The organism is Candidatus Auribacterota bacterium (genome assembly GCA_026392035.1).
GTDB lineage: Bacteria > Auribacterota > Tritonobacteria > UBA1439 > UBA1439 > JAPLCX01.
The window spans coordinates 1-19,589 of record JAPLCX010000114.1 but is presented as its reverse complement, the minus strand read 5'-3'; the positions used below and the strand labels follow the sequence as shown (position 1 = coordinate 19,589).

At 54.4% G+C, this 19,589-nt stretch carries 14 protein-coding genes; all 14 read left to right on the top strand.

Features of this window, described 5'->3' with window-relative positions; translation table 11 throughout:
- Positions 1-274: 274 nt before the first annotated feature.
- The 14 genes from NTX71_12065 (at position 275) to NTX71_12000 (ending at position 19,399) form a co-directional block, all read left to right on the top strand.
- On the top strand, positions 275-661 hold the full coding sequence (locus NTX71_12065; GenBank protein ID MCX6340634.1) for a hypothetical protein: 387 nt from the start codon (positions 275-277) through the stop codon (positions 659-661).
- A gap of 99 nt (positions 662-760) precedes the next feature.
- The gene (locus NTX71_12060) at positions 761-1,003 is read left to right on the top strand and encodes a hypothetical protein (protein ID MCX6340633.1); all 243 of its coding nucleotides are present in this window, start codon (positions 761-763) and stop codon (positions 1,001-1,003) included.
- Positions 1,004-1,366: 363 nt separating this feature from the next.
- Positions 1,367-3,316, top strand: coding sequence for a fibronectin type III domain-containing protein (locus NTX71_12055; protein ID MCX6340632.1), 1,950 nt, complete (start codon positions 1,367-1,369; stop codon positions 3,314-3,316).
- Positions 3,317-3,631: 315 nt separating this feature from the next.
- Entirely contained in the window at positions 3,632-8,641 is a 5,010-nt protein-coding gene (locus NTX71_12050) for a carboxypeptidase regulatory-like domain-containing protein (GenBank protein MCX6340631.1), read from the top strand.
- A gap of 650 nt (positions 8,642-9,291) precedes the next feature.
- Positions 9,292-10,731 carry a transcription termination factor NusA gene (gene nusA / locus NTX71_12045; GenBank protein MCX6340630.1) on the top strand — a complete coding sequence of 480 codons (1,440 nt, stop codon included), beginning with the start codon at positions 9,292-9,294 and terminating at the stop codon, positions 10,729-10,731.
- Between the two features lie 16 nt (positions 10,732-10,747).
- On the top strand, positions 10,748-12,877 hold the full coding sequence (infB, locus tag NTX71_12040) for a translation initiation factor IF-2 (GenBank protein ID MCX6340629.1): 2,130 nt from the start codon (positions 10,748-10,750) through the stop codon (positions 12,875-12,877).
- A 159-nt stretch (positions 12,878-13,036) separates the two neighbouring features.
- Positions 13,037-13,153, top strand: coding sequence for a DUF503 family protein (locus tag NTX71_12035; protein MCX6340628.1), 117 nt, complete (start codon positions 13,037-13,039; stop codon positions 13,151-13,153).
- A gap of 31 nt (positions 13,154-13,184) precedes the next feature.
- A complete protein-coding gene (locus tag NTX71_12030) occupies positions 13,185-13,295 on the top strand; it encodes a hypothetical protein (GenBank protein ID MCX6340627.1) in 111 nt (36 codons plus the stop codon).
- A 213-nt stretch (positions 13,296-13,508) separates the two neighbouring features.
- On the top strand, positions 13,509-13,865 hold the full coding sequence (gene rbfA / locus NTX71_12025) for a 30S ribosome-binding factor RbfA (GenBank protein ID MCX6340626.1): 357 nt from the start codon (positions 13,509-13,511) through the stop codon (positions 13,863-13,865).
- A complete protein-coding gene (locus NTX71_12020; protein MCX6340625.1) occupies positions 13,858-14,871 on the top strand; it encodes a bifunctional oligoribonuclease/PAP phosphatase NrnA in 1,014 nt (337 codons plus the stop codon). Before rbfA ends, NTX71_12020 begins: the two co-directional genes overlap by 8 nt.
- Entirely contained in the window at positions 14,834-15,538 is a 705-nt protein-coding gene (gene truB, locus NTX71_12015) for a tRNA pseudouridine(55) synthase TruB (GenBank protein ID MCX6340624.1), read from the top strand. The genes NTX71_12020 and truB overlap by 38 nt, the downstream gene beginning before the upstream one ends.
- A gap of 275 nt (positions 15,539-15,813) precedes the next feature.
- Complete coding sequence (ribF, locus tag NTX71_12010; protein MCX6340623.1) at positions 15,814-16,728, top strand: riboflavin biosynthesis protein RibF; 915 nt, start codon at positions 15,814-15,816, stop codon at positions 16,726-16,728.
- Positions 16,729-16,870: 142 nt separating this feature from the next.
- Entirely contained in the window at positions 16,871-17,140 is a 270-nt protein-coding gene (gene rpsO, locus NTX71_12005; protein MCX6340622.1) for a 30S ribosomal protein S15, read from the top strand.
- Positions 17,141-17,257: 117 nt separating this feature from the next.
- On the top strand, positions 17,258-19,399 hold the full coding sequence (locus NTX71_12000; protein ID MCX6340621.1) for a polyribonucleotide nucleotidyltransferase: 2,142 nt from the start codon (positions 17,258-17,260) through the stop codon (positions 19,397-19,399).
- Positions 19,400-19,589 lie beyond the last annotated feature (190 nt).

The window sequence follows — 19,589 nt, the reverse complement described above, 5'->3', positions numbered from 1 at the left end:
CGAAAAATCCGCTGAACCTTTCAAATGGAAGTTCACCCGTCAGGATCTCAAACGATTACTCGACAAACTATCTCTTTGTTCACAGAAAGAAAAGGCCGCATAAATAATACGTCACCGAACTTATGATCCAGAGCACTTAGCTCTCAGTGCAGAGGAAATCAAGGAGCGTTATGATCAGTTTGCCTATACTCCGACCCCCACGCCGGTGCCTACCAGGACGCCGTCTCCTCCGGGGCCCGAATCAACAAATACACCCACGCCCACCGCAACACCTGTGCCTCCCCTTGGGATCCAGCCGGGGACGCTCAAAGCAGGCGAGCAGTTCACTCTCGACCTCTCCCTGACGCAGGACATCACCCGGGTGTTCGATCTGTACCTCTTCGCCGATACCCCGTACGGGCCGTACACGATCTTCCTCGACGGCAGGATCATGCCCGGCATACAGCCGCTCTACCGGAACGTTCCGGGCTATGCGGCCCCCTACTCCGTGACCATCAGGCCGGGAGCGAAGATTCCTCCCTCAATGGCGGGAACCACGGTGTGCTTCTATTTGGTGACGGTTGAGGCAGGGAAGATACCGCCGGTGTCGAGCCTCCAGGAACTGGGGCCCGAGAGCCTCTATGTGATTACGTTTGATAAGGTGCAGGCAGTAGTCAGCTGAGAGCAGGACATGGGTCAAGCGAAGCTTGAATTTTAAGATACCCCGACTGTAAGGGTGGGGTTCTTCAACGCGCTTTTTGCACTATTGATGCGCTTTGTCGTGGAACTGAAGAAAGGTAATGGCGGCTGGATTGCTCCCTCTGACCTTGTAGGCGGCGAATTCATTAACGATATTGAGCATCGGCAGCGTTACAGCCAGCTCCGCGAGCATTTCAAGGGCAGCCTGGAAGAAAAGGACGGCGAGAAATTCATCGAGTGCGACCGTTCCAAAGGATATCGCCTTTCAACTCACCCGGATTTTGTGGCTTTTGACGAAATGAAGTTGAGAGACCATCCTGATTAAAAAATCCGTAGGTTGCTTGCCCGCCTATAAAGGAGCAGGTATCTATAGTGGGAATATTGGAGAAATGTAGAAGATCGCGAAATGAGAATAGTAATTATGAGCTCATGCAAAGATAAATTGCGAATGTCAATTATTTTATTGACAGTGAGCAGGATGATTGGCATAAGTGGTAACCGCAGCGGATATTAGGAGATCAATCGTGAACGCCAGTCCGGCATTGCATTAAAGCTCATCAAGCACATTCAATAGCGGATGCGCATTTTTTATGTCAATCACTGGCAAGGTAGATGTCTTATTGGATGTGATCACAGTAATGCTTTTTTATCCATCCTTCAGAAACACAGCCTATAGAAAGGGAGGATTATGAAACATGTACCCCCTACTAATTCACTTACATCGAAGTTGGCTCTCGCTTTCTTCACTGTTTTAATGCTTGTTATCCGTAATCACACCCCTGCCTATGCTAATCCTCCCGATATTCATTTTGATAATCCTGACTTCATTTATAAAGTGCTAGTTACAACCGATGGTGCGTCAGATCAATATCTAATAGGCCGACCATCAGCAGAACTATATCAATATATTCAAGCATCAGGATATAACCTTCCCTCATATGACCAATGTCTGTTGATTACTGACCTTGATGGCAATGTAATACGAGACTGCGATATAGTCAGTTCGATATCGCGGAGTTACGTTATCTATGATTATTTGATCGGTGGATATTTTAGAAATCCGAACGGGAAACAATATCTGGACTTATTAATCCCGGAAATCGATCGGGCAATTTTTTATACTACTGTCACATTGAATTTAGTTCCGGTGATCCAACCATTAGAATGGTTTAGGAATTCCATTTTCAAAGGTGGATTGATATCTATTATCTGGATTAAAGGCATTACCCCAGAAAATATGATTCATCTAACAGCAATTAAGGCTGGGATAGGGGCAATTGTAACATTAGGCACTTCTATATGTAAGGGCGCACTTGAGGTGACTATAGGTCAAGTACTTCCCAGCATGGTTACTGATAATCTGGTATTTGGACGAACAGCACAACGATGGGTTGCTTATAAATATATGCAATCTAGTTTAGATGGTTTGACAGAAATGAAAAAAGCGGCAGTATCGTTGCGTGATAGTAACGAAGTAGTAATTAATGGTGATATGGTCGATGCGAATTATGCGGTTTATGGAATTTACGAAACAGATCCGGCAACATTCCCTGAATTTAAAGCATGGTGGGATGAGATATACCTCAATAATTTAAATCCTATATCTCAAGGTATAGATGCTGGTTCGGATATAGCATTCGCTTTTTTGAACTATCCATTCGGAAAGATGGCTGGCCCTGTGCCTATCAACTGGGCGAAATATTATTCCGCAGATGATAGTTCCAGACAATTAGGCGATTTAGTATTAAGAGGCCGGGAACTTAGCATACATGGTTCGACTATATTTTATTATATCTGGAAGGCCGCCCAGGAAAAGGGCCTTCTAGACTCACAGAATTTGAGTAATTCGTTCAAGGCCTTTGCGACGAGAATTGTGAATGGCAGGGATAATTCTAGTAGCTATCTTGGAGAATATGCAAAAGATATTCAAGGAGCTCCATATTTTCAAATGTGTCTTGTGAACCAATATTTTAACCCTGGCGAAATTCTTAATCTAGAAGCTCATGTAACTGATTATACAAACGTAAGGCTAACATGGACTGCTCCATATGATGATGGAGGTGCCAAAGGAATAAGCAGGCACCAGATCAAATACAGCAGATCGCCCATTACCGAGGCAAACTGGAACGAGGCCGATGATCTCGCCTGGACGGGGCCATATCCAGGAGGGGCGGCAGTTTCAATAGTACCTACAAAGCAACTTGATTTTGGTAATCCGTATTATTTTGCCGTTAAAGCATTTGATGACGAGGGTAATGAGGGGCCAATATCTAATTCGGCGTCGATAGTTATTGGCCAAGGCCTGAATCCGATCAGCTTAAAATATGAGCGTGTGTATCCTAATCCCGGCAATTCCTTTTTCGATTATCACAACTATTATGTCCAATATGCGAATGTCTCTGGCATAAATCCCTGTGGGAAAGCAAATGTCGTTATCAATGGTGTTCCTCATGCTATGTCACGGGAGCCAAAGGGTAATTATAAAGATGGTGTTGAATATTATTTCTCCGATCGTACGCATTACAATCCTGGCTCGACGGTCTCATATTATTTTGAGTTCGCCACAGGGCTTCATGAAAAAAGGCAGCCTGAGACCGGAGCGCATACCCTCCTTGTAGATCCTGTCCTTTATAATTAATCTGTCCTTCCGCAAACTTCTAACAAATCAGAAACGCGCACATTCCGCGTCTGGTATAGAAACCCATATAGTCTGAAAATTAACAAAGCACAATTGCGTTTTGCAGGTGTGACAGCTCCTTATGATATGCAGCCTGTGAGTGGAAATCCGAGCTTGGGAGCACTATACGAAGCCAAAGCATTCGTTACTCGCCTGAACACGAATTACTGGTATGAATTCACAGACGGTCAAAACAACAATTTTAGGTATCCAACCGCAGGTACATTTACTGCTAATGTTGCGTCCAATAAGGATATCGCAGTGAGCCGTTGCGAAATGCCTGATTCTGCAATCTGTGACCAGAGGATACCCATACGTCCTGCCTTGAAAAATCTGGGCACTGAACTGCTGACAAACTGTTATGCCTATTTTAAGGTCAATGGAGCAGAGCAAAGCCATGTCACCGTGCCTATGGTGGAGCCGGGGATGACGCGAAGCGGGGCAGCTGCTTTTGAATGGCATGTTCCGATTTCAGATAACGCTCAAAATTATGAGTTACGGGTTGGGGTTAATCCTATCCCAGGTGAAAGCAATACAGCAAACAATGAGATGGTATTTAACTATGCGGTGCTGGCCGGGAAGGGGACAATAATCGGCTCCGTTTACGACGAAACCGGTGTGAATCCGGTTGAGGGAGCGCTTGTCCAAGCATCCTCAGAAAAGGATTCTGGCTCCACCTATAGCGATTCCACGGGAGCATTCAAGATCGATGGTTTGACGGCTGGATCCTACCAGGTGCGCGGTGAAAAGAACGGGCAAACATTTGCCGCGACAGGCAACTCTGTTAAGGCCTGCCAGACAACTGACATGGGTATAAGGCCGCTCTCGGGATCCGGTCTGACTCAGCATAGCTCTTTCACTGATGCAAATGCCAGAGTATCATCGCCCAGAGTGTCTCAATATGACGGCATGGTCAGTTGTTACTATGAGACGGGTTCTATGAAGGGCATTTATCTGATGAAACCAGACGGGACTAATTTCCACAGATTCTTTGATGACGCACCCACCAATCCGACCGTAAATCCTCCTTATTCATTATCTTTTTCCCCGACCCGCCGTGAATTTACATTTATGGGATACAGATCTAAAACCGGTGAATGGGGAATCTTCCGCTGCGAATATAACGCCGACGGGAATCTGGTGAGCTGCACTCGTATTCTGGACGCCAATGGCCTTGTTGGTACTTTATACAACCCCATATTTTTGCCTGACGGCGAAAATATCATCTTCTATGAAGATTCGGCGACCGATGCAATATGGCAGATTTCTCGTACAGGCACCAACCTGCAGAGGAATATATACCCTGTCGATATAGGTGACTGTACATATTACTATTCTTTATCTGATGATGGGAATTACCTTATCAATAATACCCATATCTACGAACTGAATCTTGGATCTGGGGCGGATTCCGGGAGTCTCGTGCCCATATGGGATATGCCGGAAGACGCGATGTGCGGCTATGCAGTCCCAATGCTCACACACGATAATACAAGAGTCCTTTATACAAAATACATTTCCGGACCAAACGAAGACATTTTCGCCGCTTTTCCATTTACTGAAATGACGCCTATTCAGATTACATTTGAAAATCGCAGGGATTGTTCCGGCTGTTTTTCAAAAGACGGCGGTCGGATGTACTATATAAGAACTACTATCGAGGATGATACCAGATATCAATTATGGAGTCGCTCGATTGAGTGGCCCTCGGTGTATGCATCGAATTTCACATATTCCCCAGGATCGGGGCCGGCTATTAATAACCCCATCACGCTGGACGGTGACGGTGTGAATGATGAGGCGTCATTTGGCTTTGCGCTCAGCGCCGACGCATGGGTTACGGCAAAAATATATGACTGCCAAAACAGGCTCGTCCGAACGCTGTGTGAAAATCAGCTCATGCCTTCGGGGGCAAATAGCGTCACTTGGCACGCCACCGACAACTACGATTTGGCGGTATCGTTGGGAGTATATTGGTTCAGACTTGAGATACTGCCTCCGGGGCAGCCTACTGTTAAACCATTTACTTACACGACCCATGTTCCAGTTCTCTACGAGACTATTAGCATTCCAAGCGGGGGACAAGGATGGGTGGCATTCTCGCCCGACGATAAATATCTATATTACAGGACCAACAGTCCCACCTATGGGTTTTATAAACTCGATCTATCATCAGGGCAAACGACTCTTTTGAATATCCCTAACGTGATGACCTTTGACCTGAATTCAACTCATTTAATATGTGCTGGAGTAAATGCGAGCAACAAGCTGGACTTTAAATGGTACGATATCAACGGAGCGTATCTAAGCACATGGCAAACTAATATCTCCAGTGACTCAAGCCTCATTGGGTATTCTTTCCCTTCGATACATCCATTGAATCAGGAATTCATATATAGTGATGCAGTAGTGGAAAACGGAAGCGAGCATTGGAATATATTTAAATGTACAGGACCGGGATCCAGTATTGCTTTGACGAACAATCCGACCGATGAATTATCAGCGACATATTCAGAATCCGGATCAAGCATCCTCTATGCTGTTGCAGAAAATTGGGATATGAGTAACATTTATGAAATGAGTCAGGACGGCACTGGAAAAACGCAACAGACTTATCATCCATTAGTCGAACTACATCCTAAAAGTATTCCTGGCTGTAATCGCATTGCTTTGTGTGCCAACTGGGCAATTGGATACTATTCCTTGTGGTCGATCAATAGGGGAGGTACGAATCCTTGGTGGACGGTCATTCCTGTAAATATCTGGGGAGGGAATTATGATATTACATCAAAAGGGAACTTGCTTGCATGGACGACACCGGACATCAAACTGGCTATTCTCCCAGAGCATCTTAACAAAGGAAGCATTCGAGGGCGTATTGTGGATGATGTTCACGGTGTGGGGCTGCAAGACGTGCCGGTAGTAGCCAAGCAAGGCGACACTATTATTTCTTCGAGCAGGAGTAATTCCAAAGGATATTTCAAGTTGATCAATCTGTCCGAAGGCAATTGGGATGTGGTCGCTGGTGGCGGAGTGTATCTCAAGAAGACAATTCCAGGTCTAAGCGTGACCGCTGCGAACACAACTGACATTGTGGATCTAGCCGTTGAGCCGGTTCCATCAGCAATTATTGCAAAGCCCGACCCTTCTTCTACAGTAGGAGAGATATTCGGCATTAATGCCCAGCCAAGCGACCGCTGCGACCATGCAATACTTGCCTGGAGAGAATCCACCACTGACCCCAGTGCTCCATGGACAGAGGTCGGGACGCTGTCTTCAGGCAATAACTATTCGATGTTATTCACAGCGCCGGGGCAATGGATTAGCGGTGAGTATCAGTTGAGGGCAGTCGGAGTTAATGCGGCGGATGTCTCGGATACTAATCCGCCATACACCACAGTGAAATACGATAAGACAGCTCCTGCCATTAATGTATCCATCGGGGCCAAGGGAGCAGGACTGCGAGGGGCCCCCTCAAGCGGCATGGATGTGCTCCCAGTCATCACAGTGGCAAAGCAACCCGGCGTGACTGATCTTAGGTCTCTGGATTATCAGTTCAAGTATAGTGGCAACACTGAGTGGATTACTATGGGCGTGAATATCACCTCCGATGGGATGGATAAATATTTCAACCAGGATTCTATTCCCATGGGACAGACAGCAGAGTTTAGGGCATTAAGTGTTGATCCGGCAGGGAATGTTTTCACCTCAAGCCCGGCATCTTATGCACATCAAAATGCAGGTGATACCGATTCGGACGGCATCCCTGATGTATGGGAGAAATCCCATGGTCTTAACCCAAATGATCCCAGTGATGGAGAGAGCGACGGAGATAGCGACGGATTGAGCAATCTGTCGGAGTATCTGGTTGGGACATCGATTACTAATCCGGATTCCGATGCGGATGGTCTTAAGGACGGAGAAGAAGTTGATCAGTATGGCACGAACCCAACTAATCCCGATAGTGATAATGATGGCCTTCAGGATGGGGAGGAAATCAATACCTACCATACTGATCCGAACAAGGCGGATACAGACGGTGATCAGATGCCAGATGGGTGGGAAGTCGATAATAGCCTTAACCCGCTCGTCGATGATGCAGCGGAGGATCCGGACCTGGATGGGTATAGCAATCTCGAGGAATATCTTGGGGGTACTGACCCTCATAATCCGGATAATTATCCTATCGGAGTGATGGGATACTGGCCATTCAACGAAGGAATTGGATCTATCGCGGCCGATGTGAGTTCATTCGGGAACGATGGAATGATCACCGGGGCAACGTGGACGGATGGGATTAACGGGAAGGCGCTGCTATTTGACGAGGCGAATGAGTATGTCGACATAGCAGACGCAAACACGCTGGACATAAAGGGAGCAATGACCCTCGAGGCGTGGATCAAACCTGATCAGATAGTGTCTGGTGGAGTGATCATGAACAAGCCGCACACAGCCTGCGTAGCCCCCTATACGCTGTACGGCCTTGCTCTCGACGATACGGGGCATGTCTGCTTTGAGACCGGGGGGCAGCCGGATGTATGCACCACTGCGGCCGTGCAGCCGAATGAGTGGGCCTATATAGCGGGGACTTATGATGGTGCGGTCAAGTGCATCTATCTGAACGGCAAGCTCGATAACTCTGCAAACGCTTCAGGGGCTATCGTGACCAATGATATGCCGGTGCGGATAGGTCAGAATCCTGCTGGGGCATGCCAGGAGACGTTCAGAGGCGTAGTTGATGAAGCGAGAATCAGTAACGAGGCGCTAAGCGCTGCGGAGATAGCGGATCGGTACAATCAATTCGCTTATACCCCGACACCCACTCCGACGGTGACACCAACAGGCAATCCGACTGAGATCCCCACACTGACGCCGACTGCCACGCCCACTCAAACACCCGTGTCCCCCCTCTGGATCAAGCCGGGGCCGCTCAAAGCGGGCGAGCAGTTCACTCTCGACCTCTCCCTGACGCAGGACATTACCCGGACGTTCGATCTGTACTTCATCGCTGACACGCCATACGGGCCGTACACGATCTTCTTGGACGGCAAGGTCGTGCCCGGGATACAGCCGCTCTACCGGAACGTTCCGGGCTATGCCGCCCCCTACTCCGTGACCATCAAGCCCGGGGCGAAGATTCCTCTCTCCATGGCGGGGGCCACGGTGTGCTTCTATGTGGTGACGGTGGAGGCGGGGAAGATCCCGCCGGTATCGAGCCTCCAAGAGCTGGGGCCTGGGAGCCTCTATGTGATCACGTTTGATAAGGCGCAGGCAGTAGTCAATTGAGCCTTCTTTATCGGGGGGACCGACCTCATGGTCACCTGCTTGAGCAACGAAACTCAAGACATATTTTTCGGTGTCCATCCTGCGCCGTTTTGAAGGATAGCCTCACTACATCAATAATTGTCAACGCTCTGTGTTGTAGGACAAGTCAGGGCTAGCTCTCGACTATTGACAGAGAGCATGAACGGCGTTCCTTTAATAGTCCACGAAGGGGCGGATTTCCACGGGCATGCTCGTGGGCAGCTACTGATTTTTTAATCCCGCCGCGAGTTTTATTGCAACTTGTTAAGATGCTTGTTGGAAAGATTTGCCTTTCCCATCGCATCGGCTGTATATAAAACTTCACCTGTGTGGTATCAATTAGTAAAAAGCCCGCACTTATATCTGCATCATCTGTCAAGGAATATAATACTTTCCTGCTTGACGGCGCCTTGACTTTATTATAATCTATACTAGAACTACGTCGCGCTTCCATGGAGTGCGCTTCTACGGAGTGGGAATTTCCCACTCTTTTTTTTGGTGATTGACTGAAGACAAAATGAAACCACTGGAGGCACGGAGGCCGCTGTAAGGAACACTGACTCTGTGGAATCAGTGTCCCTGCCGGCAGGCAGGTTCAGTGGTTTATAAATTCGAGATAGCAGGGGGACGTGATGAATGGCGAATTGCTTGCCGGTTTTGAATACCTTGAGCGGGAGAGGGGTATCAGCAGGGACGTCCTGATCGAGGCTGTTGAGAGTTCGCTGCTGTCGGCTGCCAGGAAGAGCGCCGGCCAGGTGAAGAACCTGAGCGTTGAAATAGAGAGGGAGACCGGCAGGATCAAAGCCTGCTGCGACGTCACTGTCGTGGACGAGGTGAAAGCACCTGAAGAGGAGATCACGCTCGCCAGCGCCAGGGAGATCAATCCCGACGCGAAGATCGGCGACACGATTCGCCGGGAAATCCGGGTGAAGGACTTCGGGCGCATCGCTGCGCAGACCGCCAAGCAGGTGATCATCCAGCGCATCAAGGAAGCCGAGCACAAGATCGTGTTCAACGACTACAAGGACCGCGCCGGGGAGATCATCACCGCTGCGGTGCGCAGGTACGAGCGCGGGAACGTCATCCTCGACCTGGGCAAGGCGGAGGCGATTTTGCCCCAGGCCGAGCAGTGCCCGAGGGAGAGCTACGGCGTCAACCGGCGATTCAAGGTGTACATCGTCGAGGTGAAGGATAGCCCCAAGGGCCCCGAGATCGTGGTGTCGAGAAGCCATCCCGAGCTCGTGCGGAAGCTCTTTGAACTCGAGGTGCCCGAGATCGGCGAGGGGACGGTGGAGATCAAGGCTGTCGCCCGTGATCCGGGCTTCCGCACCAAGATCGCGGTCCATTCGAAGACGGAAAAGGTCGACCCAGTGGGGGCGTGCGTGGGGATGAGGGGCGCGCGGGTGAAGGATGTGGTCCACGAGCTCAACGGGGAAAGGGTTGATATCATACGCTGGAGCGAAGACCCGGCGGTATTCATCACAAACGCGCTCAGCCCCGCCAAGCCCCGAGAGGTGAAGGTGCTCGGGGAGGGGAGCGCGGAGATAATGGTTGACGACGACCAGTTCTCGCTCGCCGTGGGGAAGAAGGGTCAGGGTATACGGCTCGTGTCGAGATTGACGGGCTGGAAAATCGACATCAAGAAGGCGAGCGACAAGGACCGCGAGGTGAAGGAAGCTGAGGTGCCCGTCGATCAGCTTGAAGGGCTCGGCAGGAAGGTCATCAGTTCACTGGTTGAGAGCGGCTATAAATCGCTCGGCGCCCTCCGCAAGGCCACGTCCGACGATCTTATGAAGATCGCCGGCATCGGCGAGAAAACGGCGGGTAAGATTGTCAGGGCCGCCGCGGGTTTCCGCGTCGCAGGAAAAGAGGAAGTCCCGAAGAAAACCGTCGCACCCGCTGAAGAGCCGAAACCTGCGGAGGGCGAATCCACGGCTGGAGAGGCGCCGGCAGGCGTGAGCGAGCCTCAAGAAGACACGCGCGGTGACGGGCATGGAGCGCAGGGAGAAGGGGAAGCGCCGCCCGAAGAAACGACAGCAGATCAGCAGGAAGAAGTAAAAGAAGCTGAATAGGTGAAGGGGGTGGCCCGTGGGTGTTCGAATTTATACGTTGGCCAGGGAGCTGGGCATAGAGGCTCAAGGGCTCATTGACCGCCTTGCGGTTATGGGAATCAAGGTCAAGAGCCATTCGAGCAGTATCGAGGAAGATGTTGCCGCGAAATTGCGGGAAGAGGTGCGGCCTTCTTCAAAAAAAGAGGTGAAGCGGAAAGCCGCTCCAGCGGCCGGCGCGAAGCCCCCGGCGAAACCGAAGGCTAAGAAAGCTGCCCGTGCGGCGGAATCCGCACCTCGGAAAGCAAAACCGCCGGCGACCCCGCCCGTTGCCACGGCGCCCGCCGCCGCAGCGAAAAAGGCCGTTCATCCCGAAAAGGCGCCGCCTCCTCCTCCCGTCGCGGGGGGTGCTCCCTGTCCCGTTGCTGAGAAAATCACGGTGGCGCTTCCGGTGAACGTGCGGAAGATGGGTGAGATTTTCCACATCAAATCGGAAGATCTCATCCGCACCCTGATGAAATTTGGCGTCATGGCCACGATCAACCAGAATCTCGACGCCGAAACGGTGGAAATCATCGCCCATGAATACGGCCGCGAAGTTGAGCTGGTCAGGGAACCGGATGCCGCCGCTGCGGCGGCAGCTGAAGAGGAGAGAGACCGCGCGCCGAGGGCTCCCGTGGTGACATTCATGGGCCACATTGACCACGGGAAGACCTCGCTCCTCGACGCGATCCGCGAAACAAAGGTGGTGTCCCAGGAGGCAGGCGGCATCACCCAGCACATAGGGGCGTACGAGGTCGAGCTGGAAAAGGGGAGGATCACATTCCTGGACACGCCGGGCCATGAGACCTTCACGGCGATGCGGGCCCGCGGCGCCAATGTCACCGATATCGCCGTGCTCGTGGTGGCTGCGGACGATGGGGTGATGCCCCAGACGCGTGAGGCGATTGACCATGCGCGGGCGGCCAAGGTGCCCATTGTCGTGGCGATAAACAAGATCGACAAGCCCGGAGCCTCGCCGGAAAAGGTGAGGAGGCAGCTGATGGAGCTCGAGCTCGCCCCCGAGGAATACGGCGGGCAGACAATCTGCTGCGATGTCTCGGCGATCACCAAGCAGGGACTCGATCATCTCCTGGAGATGATCATCCTCCAGGCGGAGATGATGGAGCTCAAGGCGAGCCCGACCGCGCCCGCCCGGGGGGTGATCATCGAGGCGAAGATGGACAAGGAGCGCGGGGCGGTGGCGACCGCACTGGTCAGGAAGGGCACGCTCCGCATGGGAGACCCGATCGTGTGCGGCGTCTGCTCAGGGAAGATAAAGGCCCTGTTTAATTATCGTGGCGAGCGGGTGCGGGAGGGCGGGCCCGCGAAGCCTGTGGAGGTCCTGGGGCTCAATGGGGTGCCGCAGCCCGGCGAGGAGCTCAGGGTTGTCGAGAGCGAGCGGGAGGCGAAGAGAATGGCTGAGTCACTCCGCATGGAGCGAGGAGCCTCAGGGGTGAGAGAAACGGCGAAGATGACGCTCGAGGAGCTCTATTCCAAGATCGCCGCCGGGAAGGTCAAGGAACTCGACCTCATCCTGAAGGGGGATGTCCAGGGATCTGTGGAGGCGCTGAGGGATGCGCTGAAGACAATGGGGAACGAGAAGGTCTCCGTGAATATCATCAGGTGCGCGGTCGGCGATGTCAATGAGAACGACATCATGCTCGCTTCCGCCTCGGACGCGGTGGCCATCGGTTTCCACACGCGCATTGATCTTGGCGCCAAGGAGCTGAGCCGCAAGGAGAACGTGGAGATCAAACTCTACGACGTGATCTACAAGGTCATCGAGGATGTGCGGAAGGCGCTGGAGGGATTGCTGGAACCTGCGATCAAGGAGACGATCGTGGGGCGCGCCGAGGTAAAGCAGCTCTTCCGCGCCGCAAAGGGCGAACCGGTCGCGGGCAGCGTTGTCATCGAGGGGAAAGTCGTTGAGAACGCGCGGGCACGCGTGATCCGCGGAGATAAGATCGTCCAGGAAGGGGAGATCTCATCGATCAGGCGCTTCAAGGACCCCGTGAAGGAAGCGAAGAGCGGGATGGAGTGCGGCATACGCCTCGCCAATCTCACCGACATTCAGGAGGGCGACATCATAGAGGTTTTTAAGATGGAGAAGATTCCGCAGAAATTGTGATGCGATCTGTAAGACGTGAGATGAAAGAGGTAAGATGATACAAGGGAAATCAATCCCCCCGATTGTGTTATTCCTGTAAATAGTGCACCGTGCCGAAAGACGATGTAAACATCCCCTCCTGCTCCTTTCGCTTTACACCTTACACTTTCGGCTGCAGTCATGGTCATTGGACTTCTTGAAATAGAGTTGAGCATGCCGGGGAATCATTCGCTCAAGGACAAGCGGATGGTGCTCCGCTCGCTGAAGGATTGCGTTCACAACAGGTTCGGCGCATGACCGCTGGTGCGCGGCGCAGCTCGCGGCGGCCGTGGTCAGCGTTGACCGCACCCATGCCCACCGGATCCTCGAGTCCATGGTGAAGTATGTGGAGGGGCGAGGGGATGCGGTGCTGCTGGATTATCAAATACAAATGCTCTAAAACCAACTACGGAAATTAATTTTTAACCACAGATGAACACGGATGAATACTACGACCAGAGATTTAAGACCAAACGTTCAAAGAAGCAATGTCACTGCAAGCCCGCAACTTTGAATTTTTAACCGTATTCCTATCTGTGTGTATCTGCGTGCATCCTGTTTCACAACACATATCTGTGTTTATCTGTGATTATTACGTATAAGAGGAGAAGCGATGGGCGAGAGAAGGGTCGTACGGGTTGAGCAGCTCTTGAAGGAGGAGCTCAGCACGGTCCTCCAGCAGGAGCTGAAGGATCCGCGCATCGGTTTTGTCACGGTGACGAGGGTCAAGGTGAGCGCTGATCTGGGGCACGCCAAGGCGTTCATCAGCGTCATGGGAGACGCAGAAGCGAAAGAGAGGACGATGAGCGGAGTCGCGAGCGCGTCCGGTTATATTCAGAGGATCCTGGGCGCCCGGATTAAAATGAGGTCGCTCCCCCGCATCGAGTTCGCCCTGGACGATTCCGTGGACCAGGGTTTCCGTATCATCGAACTACTGAATAAGATTGAGGCTGAAAAGGAACATGGCTGAGAAACGCCCGCCCCGCGCCATCGCCCGGTTGCTGCGGGCTCATGAATCCTTTGTGATCTGCGGCCACATGAGGCCCGACGCGGACTGCGTCGGATCGCAGCTCGCCCTCTACCATGCGCTCACGCGGCTCAATCGCAGAACCGAGATGTGGCTGCCGGACAGGGTCCCGAACAACTGTCTTTTCCTGCCGGGGAGCGCCGGTATCCATTCCGGGGAATCGCCAACGCATCTGTCAGGCGCGGCCATTGTCCTGGACACGCCGCGGCCGGAGAGACTGGGCTGGATCGCTGGACGTGTGAGCTCCATGCCGGTGGTGGTGAACATCGATCATCACCAGAGCAACACCTCCTGGGGCACCCACAATTGGGTTGACCCGGGGGCGGCGGCGACCGCGGAATTGATCTACCTCCTGCTGGGGGAGTTGAGGGTGACGATCGACCGCGCTATCGCGACCTGCCTCTACGCGGGGATTGTCACTGACACGGGCCGGTTCTGCTACAGCAACACGACGCCCTTCACCCACCGCCTCGCCGGCGAGCTGCTCCAGCGTGGATTGTCCCCAGAGGAGGTGGCGGAGAAAATATACGCCCAGAACCGTCCGGAGAAAATGAGGTTCCTCGGGCAGGTGTTGGACACGCTGAGCATTGAGGAGGGGGGCGTGCTCGCGTGCCTGCGGATCACCGCTGAGATGTACGAGAAGAGCGGCGCGCTCCCCGAAGAAGCAGAGGGGTTCATCAATTACGCGCGCGACCTCGCCGGCGTGAAGGTGGCGGTGCTCTTTGAGGAGGCGCCGGACCACAAGAGCGTGCGCGTCAGTTTGAGATCGAGGGGCGGGCATATCAATGTGGACGAGATCGCAGGAAGGTACGGCGGCGGGGGGCACCCGGCAGCCGCAGGCGCAATGATCCAGGGCGAGCCGCGGTGCGTCGAGGGTAGGCTGCTCGAAGATGTCAGGGGAGCGATCGCCAGTGCGCGAGAGGCCGAGCGGATTCCTGGTGGTGAATAAATCAGCCGGGATGACGTCGCATGACGTGGTGGCGCATGTGAGGCGCCGGTTCGGGTATCGGAAGACAGGGCATGCCGGTACGCTCGACCCGATGGCCGAAGGGGTGCTGGTCCTCGGCCTGGGCAGGGAGGCGACGCGGCGCCTGGGCACCGTCATGGCCCATGACAAAGAGTACCGTGCGGTGATGGTGCTCGGAGTGACCACGGATTCACAGGACGCCGAGGGGAAGGTTCTGGAGCGGAAGGAGTGGAGCGGCGTCACGAGTGAAACGATCCGCGCGGCGCTCGAAGGCTTCAAGGGGCAGCAGGAGCAGACACCCCCCATGCATTCGGCATTGAAGCACCATGGGCAGCCGCTCTACAGGCTGGCGCGGCGGGGGATGGTTGTCCCCCGGAAGGCGCGGCCCATTTGCGTCCATGAGCTTGAGCTCTGCGGTTTCGCGGGCCCGGAGGTGCAGCTGCGGCTCGTCTGCTCAAAAGGAGCGTACGTGCGGACGTTGTGTGCGGACATCGGCAGTGCGCTCGGCTGCGGCGCCCACCTGAAACACCTGGTGAGAACGCGCGTGGGGGAGTATTCCCTGGAGGCGGCAGTGCGGCTCGATGAGGTGCTCCGCATGTCTCCGGAGGAGCTTGAGCAAAAACTCGTGCCTGTCGCTGAAAAAGGTTGAAACCGCGGATTGTGTGATAGAAGTTTCACCACGGAGGCACGGAGAGCACGGAGTCGGAGTATGGATTATCGGGAATGACCACTGAGGACACTTAAACCACCAATGACAAAATTCAAATGACAAAACCTCATTGTGTTTTGACATTTGTCGTTTGGTATTTGGCATTTATGTGTCATTTGTGCTTTGGTATTTGTCATTTCTGCACCATTTCAGTGGCTTCAGTGGTTTGCAAATAATCCGTGTTGATCCGCGGTTAAAACCGTTGTGGGTGTATTATGAAGGTTGTCAGCGGTCTTGATTCCGGGGAGGTGCGTAACGCGCCCGCCGTCGTGTTGACGATGGGGGTTTTCGATGGCGTCCACCTGGGGCACAGGAGAGTGATCGAGACGCTCGTGTCCCAATCGAGGCGCGTGCGAGGCACGGCGGCGCTGCTTACATTCCACCCGCATCCGCGCCAGGTGCTCGGCGGTGAGGAGCCGCTCCTCCTGTTGACCTCACCCGAACACAGGATCAGGCTCCTGGGCGGGACGGGGCTCGATATCTGCATCGTCCTCCCGTTCAGTCGGCAGATGGCAGGGGAAGATGCGGCGGCATTCGTTGTCAACCATCTCGTCTCCACAATGGACCTCCGCATGATCTGCGTCGGGCCGCAGTTTGTATTCGGCGCCCGAAGGAGCGGGGATGCGGAACTTCTCCGGAGGCTCGGGATGGCGCATGGTTTTTCGGTGGAGGTGGTGGAGGGGGTGATGATAGGCGGCGTGCCCGTCAGCTCGACGGCAATCCGCGAGATGGTGGGGCGCGGCGATATCGCGTCAGCTTCGCGTTTCCTGGGACGGCCGTACTCCATCTGTGGCACGGTGGTGAGGGGAAAAGCGCTGGGGAGGGAATGGGGGGTCCCCACCGCAAATGTGTCCGTGGAGGGGGTGCTGGTTCCCCCTCCGGGCGTCTATGCGGCCCGCGCGTTTCTCGGAGAGAGCCGCTATGACGGCGTCCTCAACATTGATCGCCGCGGGGGTGTCGAGGTGCATCTCTTCGCCCTGCGTGGATCTATCTACGGAGAGATTCTCGAGATCGTCGTGGGGGAATTGATCCGCGAAGAGAGAGACTTTCCCGGCACGGAGGCGCTGGCAGCGCAGGTGAGATGCGACATTGAAATTGCGAGGGGAATGCTGCATAATAATCAGGGATAAGTGACAAGGGGTAAGGGAATAGAGGAGAGGTGGAAGGGCACTGCGTAACCCTTCCCCCTTCTCACGGTAGTTAAACCCCCTTCTAGGCTTGCCGAGTCGCCGACGGCTCGCGTGGAGAGGGGAGAAAAATGGAGGTATGCCAATGGCGCTCGACAGAGATAAAAAGGGAGTGCTGATGAAGGAGTTCCGGTTGCACGATAAGGATACCGGCTCAGCCGATGTCCAGGTCGCGCTGCTCACCGCGAGGATCAATGATCTCGCCGAGCATCTCAAGGCGCACAAGAAGGACCACCACTCGCGCCGGGGACTTCTGCGCCTCGTGGCCACGCGGCGGAAACTCCTCGATTACCTTCAGCGGAGCAACGAGGAGCGTTATCGGGGGGTAATCAAAAAATTGGATCTCAGGAAGTAACGAGCATAACCGATGGTTGAGGGTCGAGGATTGAGCGCGGGGTGCGCCATCCGGAGATGGATGGTGCGTAGCGTTGAATTCTCTTCCCTCGACCGCAGAGAGGAGCGTGGTATTGTCATGATACATAGAGTGAGCACGGAGATTAACGGGAAGGAGCTGATCATTGAAACCGGCAAACTCGCGAAGCAGGCGCACGGGGCGTGCACCGTTCGGTACGGGGATACCGTGGTGCTGTGCGCGGTGACGGTTGCCCCCAAGGATCGGGAGGGGATCGATTTCTTCCCGCTCACCGTTGATTATAGAGAAAAGATGTCCGCGGCCGGCATGTTCCCCGGCGGCTACATCAAGAGGGAGGGGAGGCCCACGGAGAAAGAAATCCTCACCATGCGCCTCACCGACAGGCCCCTCAGGCCGCTCTTCCCCGATGGATTCAGGCGGGAGGTGCAGATCATGAACGCGGTCCTCTCCGCTGATGACGAAAATGATCCGGATATCCTCTCAGTGCTGGGTGGGGCGACCGCCTGTCTGCTGTCGGCGCTGCCGATTACGACGCCGGTGGGGTGCGTGAGGATCGGCAGGATCGGCGGTGCATGGATCATCAATCCGACCTACGCGGAGCTGGACCAGAGCGACCTGGATCTTGTGGTCGCGGGAACTGACGAGGCCATCATCATGGTTGAGGGGAGCGCGCGTGAAATGCCGGAGGCGGACATGATCGAGGCCCTCTCGTTGGCCCATGAGCGTATCAGGTCAATCACGGCGATCCAGAAGGAGCTCCTCGCGAAGGCCGGCGCACAGAAGGAGGCGTGCGAGGAGCCGCCGGTTGACGAGGCGTTGAGGGGCGCGGTTGACGCGTTTCTTGAGCATGCGCTCGAGCGCGCCGTGGTGGTCAGGGGCAAGAAGGAGAGGGAACGGGGACTGGGAAAGCTCTTCCAGGAGATGTGCGTGAAGATCAGGGAACAGTTCCCCGAGGCCGACGAGGCCGCGCTCGCATCGCTTTTCGGAGAGGCGGAAAGGAAGAAGGTGCGGGAGCTCATCCTCCGGAAGGGGTTGCGCGCGGACGGCAGGGGCGTCGATGAGATACGCGCCATCAGCTGCGAGGTAGGGATACTGCCGCGCACGCACGGCAGCGCGCTCTTCACCCGAGGCGAGACACAGGCTTTGGCGATCACGACACTCGGGACGACCGCTGACGCCCAGCGCCTGGAAGCCTACGAGGGGGAGAGCAGCAAGAGCTTCATGCTGCACTATAATTTCCCGCCGTTCAGCGTGGGAGAGGTCAGGCCGGTGCGCGGCCCCGCGAGGAGGGAAATCGGCCACGGCAACCTCGCCGAGCGCGCGCTCCTCGCGGTCGTGCCGAAGGATTACACCTATACCGTGAGGATTGTTTCAGACATCCTGGAATCCAACGGGTCATCCTCGATGGCCTCCGTGTGCGGGGGAAGCCTCGCGCTCATGGATGCGGGAGTGCCGATCCCGATGGCGGTCGCGGGGATCGCGATGGGGCTGGTGCACGAGGGCGACAGGGCCGTCATCCTGAGCGATATCCTCGGCTCCGAGGATGCCTGCGGCGACATGGATTTTAAGGTGGCCGGCACGAGAAAAGGGATCACCGCCTTCCAGCTGGACAGCAAAATCGAGGGGATACCAGCGGCGGTCCTCAGGGAGGCTCTTGAGAAGGCGCGGATAGGACGGCTTGCCATACTGGATACAATGGACGCGGTGATCGACACGCCGCGGCCGGAGGTATCGAAGTACGCGCCGCGCATCGTCAAACTGAAGATCGCGCCGGACAAGATCGGGCTCCTCATCGGACCCAAGGGCAAGACGATCAAAAAAATCTGCCAGGACACCGGCGTGGAAATCGATGTGGACGATGACGGCACGGTAAGCATCTCCTCGAACAGCGAAGAGAACCTCAAAAAGGCGGTCGATGAGGTGACGATGCGCACCGCCGACGTCGAGGTGGGGAAGGTGTACCGTGGGATCGTCAAGAACGTCCTTGACTTCGGCGCGTTCGTGGAGATCATGCCGGGCAAAGAGGGTCTGGTGCATATCTCCAAGCTCGCCAACTACCGCGTCGCAAAGGTCACGGATGTCCTCAACATCGGCGATGAGGTCATGGTGAAGGTCACGGATGTAGACGAGCAGGGGCGAATCAATCTCAGCCGCAAGGCCTTGCTGGAGGGTGGTGACGTGGAAGAGGAGCAACCACCCAGGCCGCCCAGGCGTTTCAATCGTGAGCGGAGGAGGGAATAGCGCTTCACCATCGCCGCGCGTGATTGCTCCGGCTGGCGGAACACACCAGGCTTAGTGCTCTGGATCATAAGTTCGGTGACGTATTATTTATGCGGCCTTTTCTTTCTGTGAACAAAGAGATAGTTTGTCGAGTAATCGTTTGAGATCCTGACGGGTGAACTTCCATTTGAAAGGTTCAGCGGATTTTTCG

Excerpts from the sequence above, each read along its gene's own strand:
- NTX71_12055 (MCX6340632.1), top strand. The coding sequence starts at position 1,367 with ATGAAACATGTACCCCCTACTAATTCACTTACATCGAAGTTGGCTCTC.
- NTX71_12050 (MCX6340631.1), top strand. The coding sequence starts at position 3,632 with ATGCCTGATTCTGCAATCTGTGACCAGAGGATACCCATACGTCCTGCC.
- nusA (MCX6340630.1), top strand. The coding sequence starts at position 9,292 with ATGAATGGCGAATTGCTTGCCGGTTTTGAATACCTTGAGCGGGAGAGG.
- NTX71_12035 (MCX6340628.1), top strand. The coding sequence starts at position 13,037 with ATGGTCATTGGACTTCTTGAAATAGAGTTGAGCATGCCGGGGAATCAT.
- rbfA (MCX6340626.1), top strand. The coding sequence starts at position 13,509 with ATGGGCGAGAGAAGGGTCGTACGGGTTGAGCAGCTCTTGAAGGAGGAG.
- NTX71_12020 (MCX6340625.1), top strand. The coding sequence starts at position 13,858 with ATGGCTGAGAAACGCCCGCCCCGCGCCATCGCCCGGTTGCTGCGGGCT.
- ribF (MCX6340623.1), top strand. The coding sequence starts at position 15,814 with ATGAAGGTTGTCAGCGGTCTTGATTCCGGGGAGGTGCGTAACGCGCCC.
- rpsO (MCX6340622.1), top strand. The coding sequence starts at position 16,871 with ATGGCGCTCGACAGAGATAAAAAGGGAGTGCTGATGAAGGAGTTCCGG.
- NTX71_12000 (MCX6340621.1), top strand. The coding sequence starts at position 17,258 with ATGATACATAGAGTGAGCACGGAGATTAACGGGAAGGAGCTGATCATT.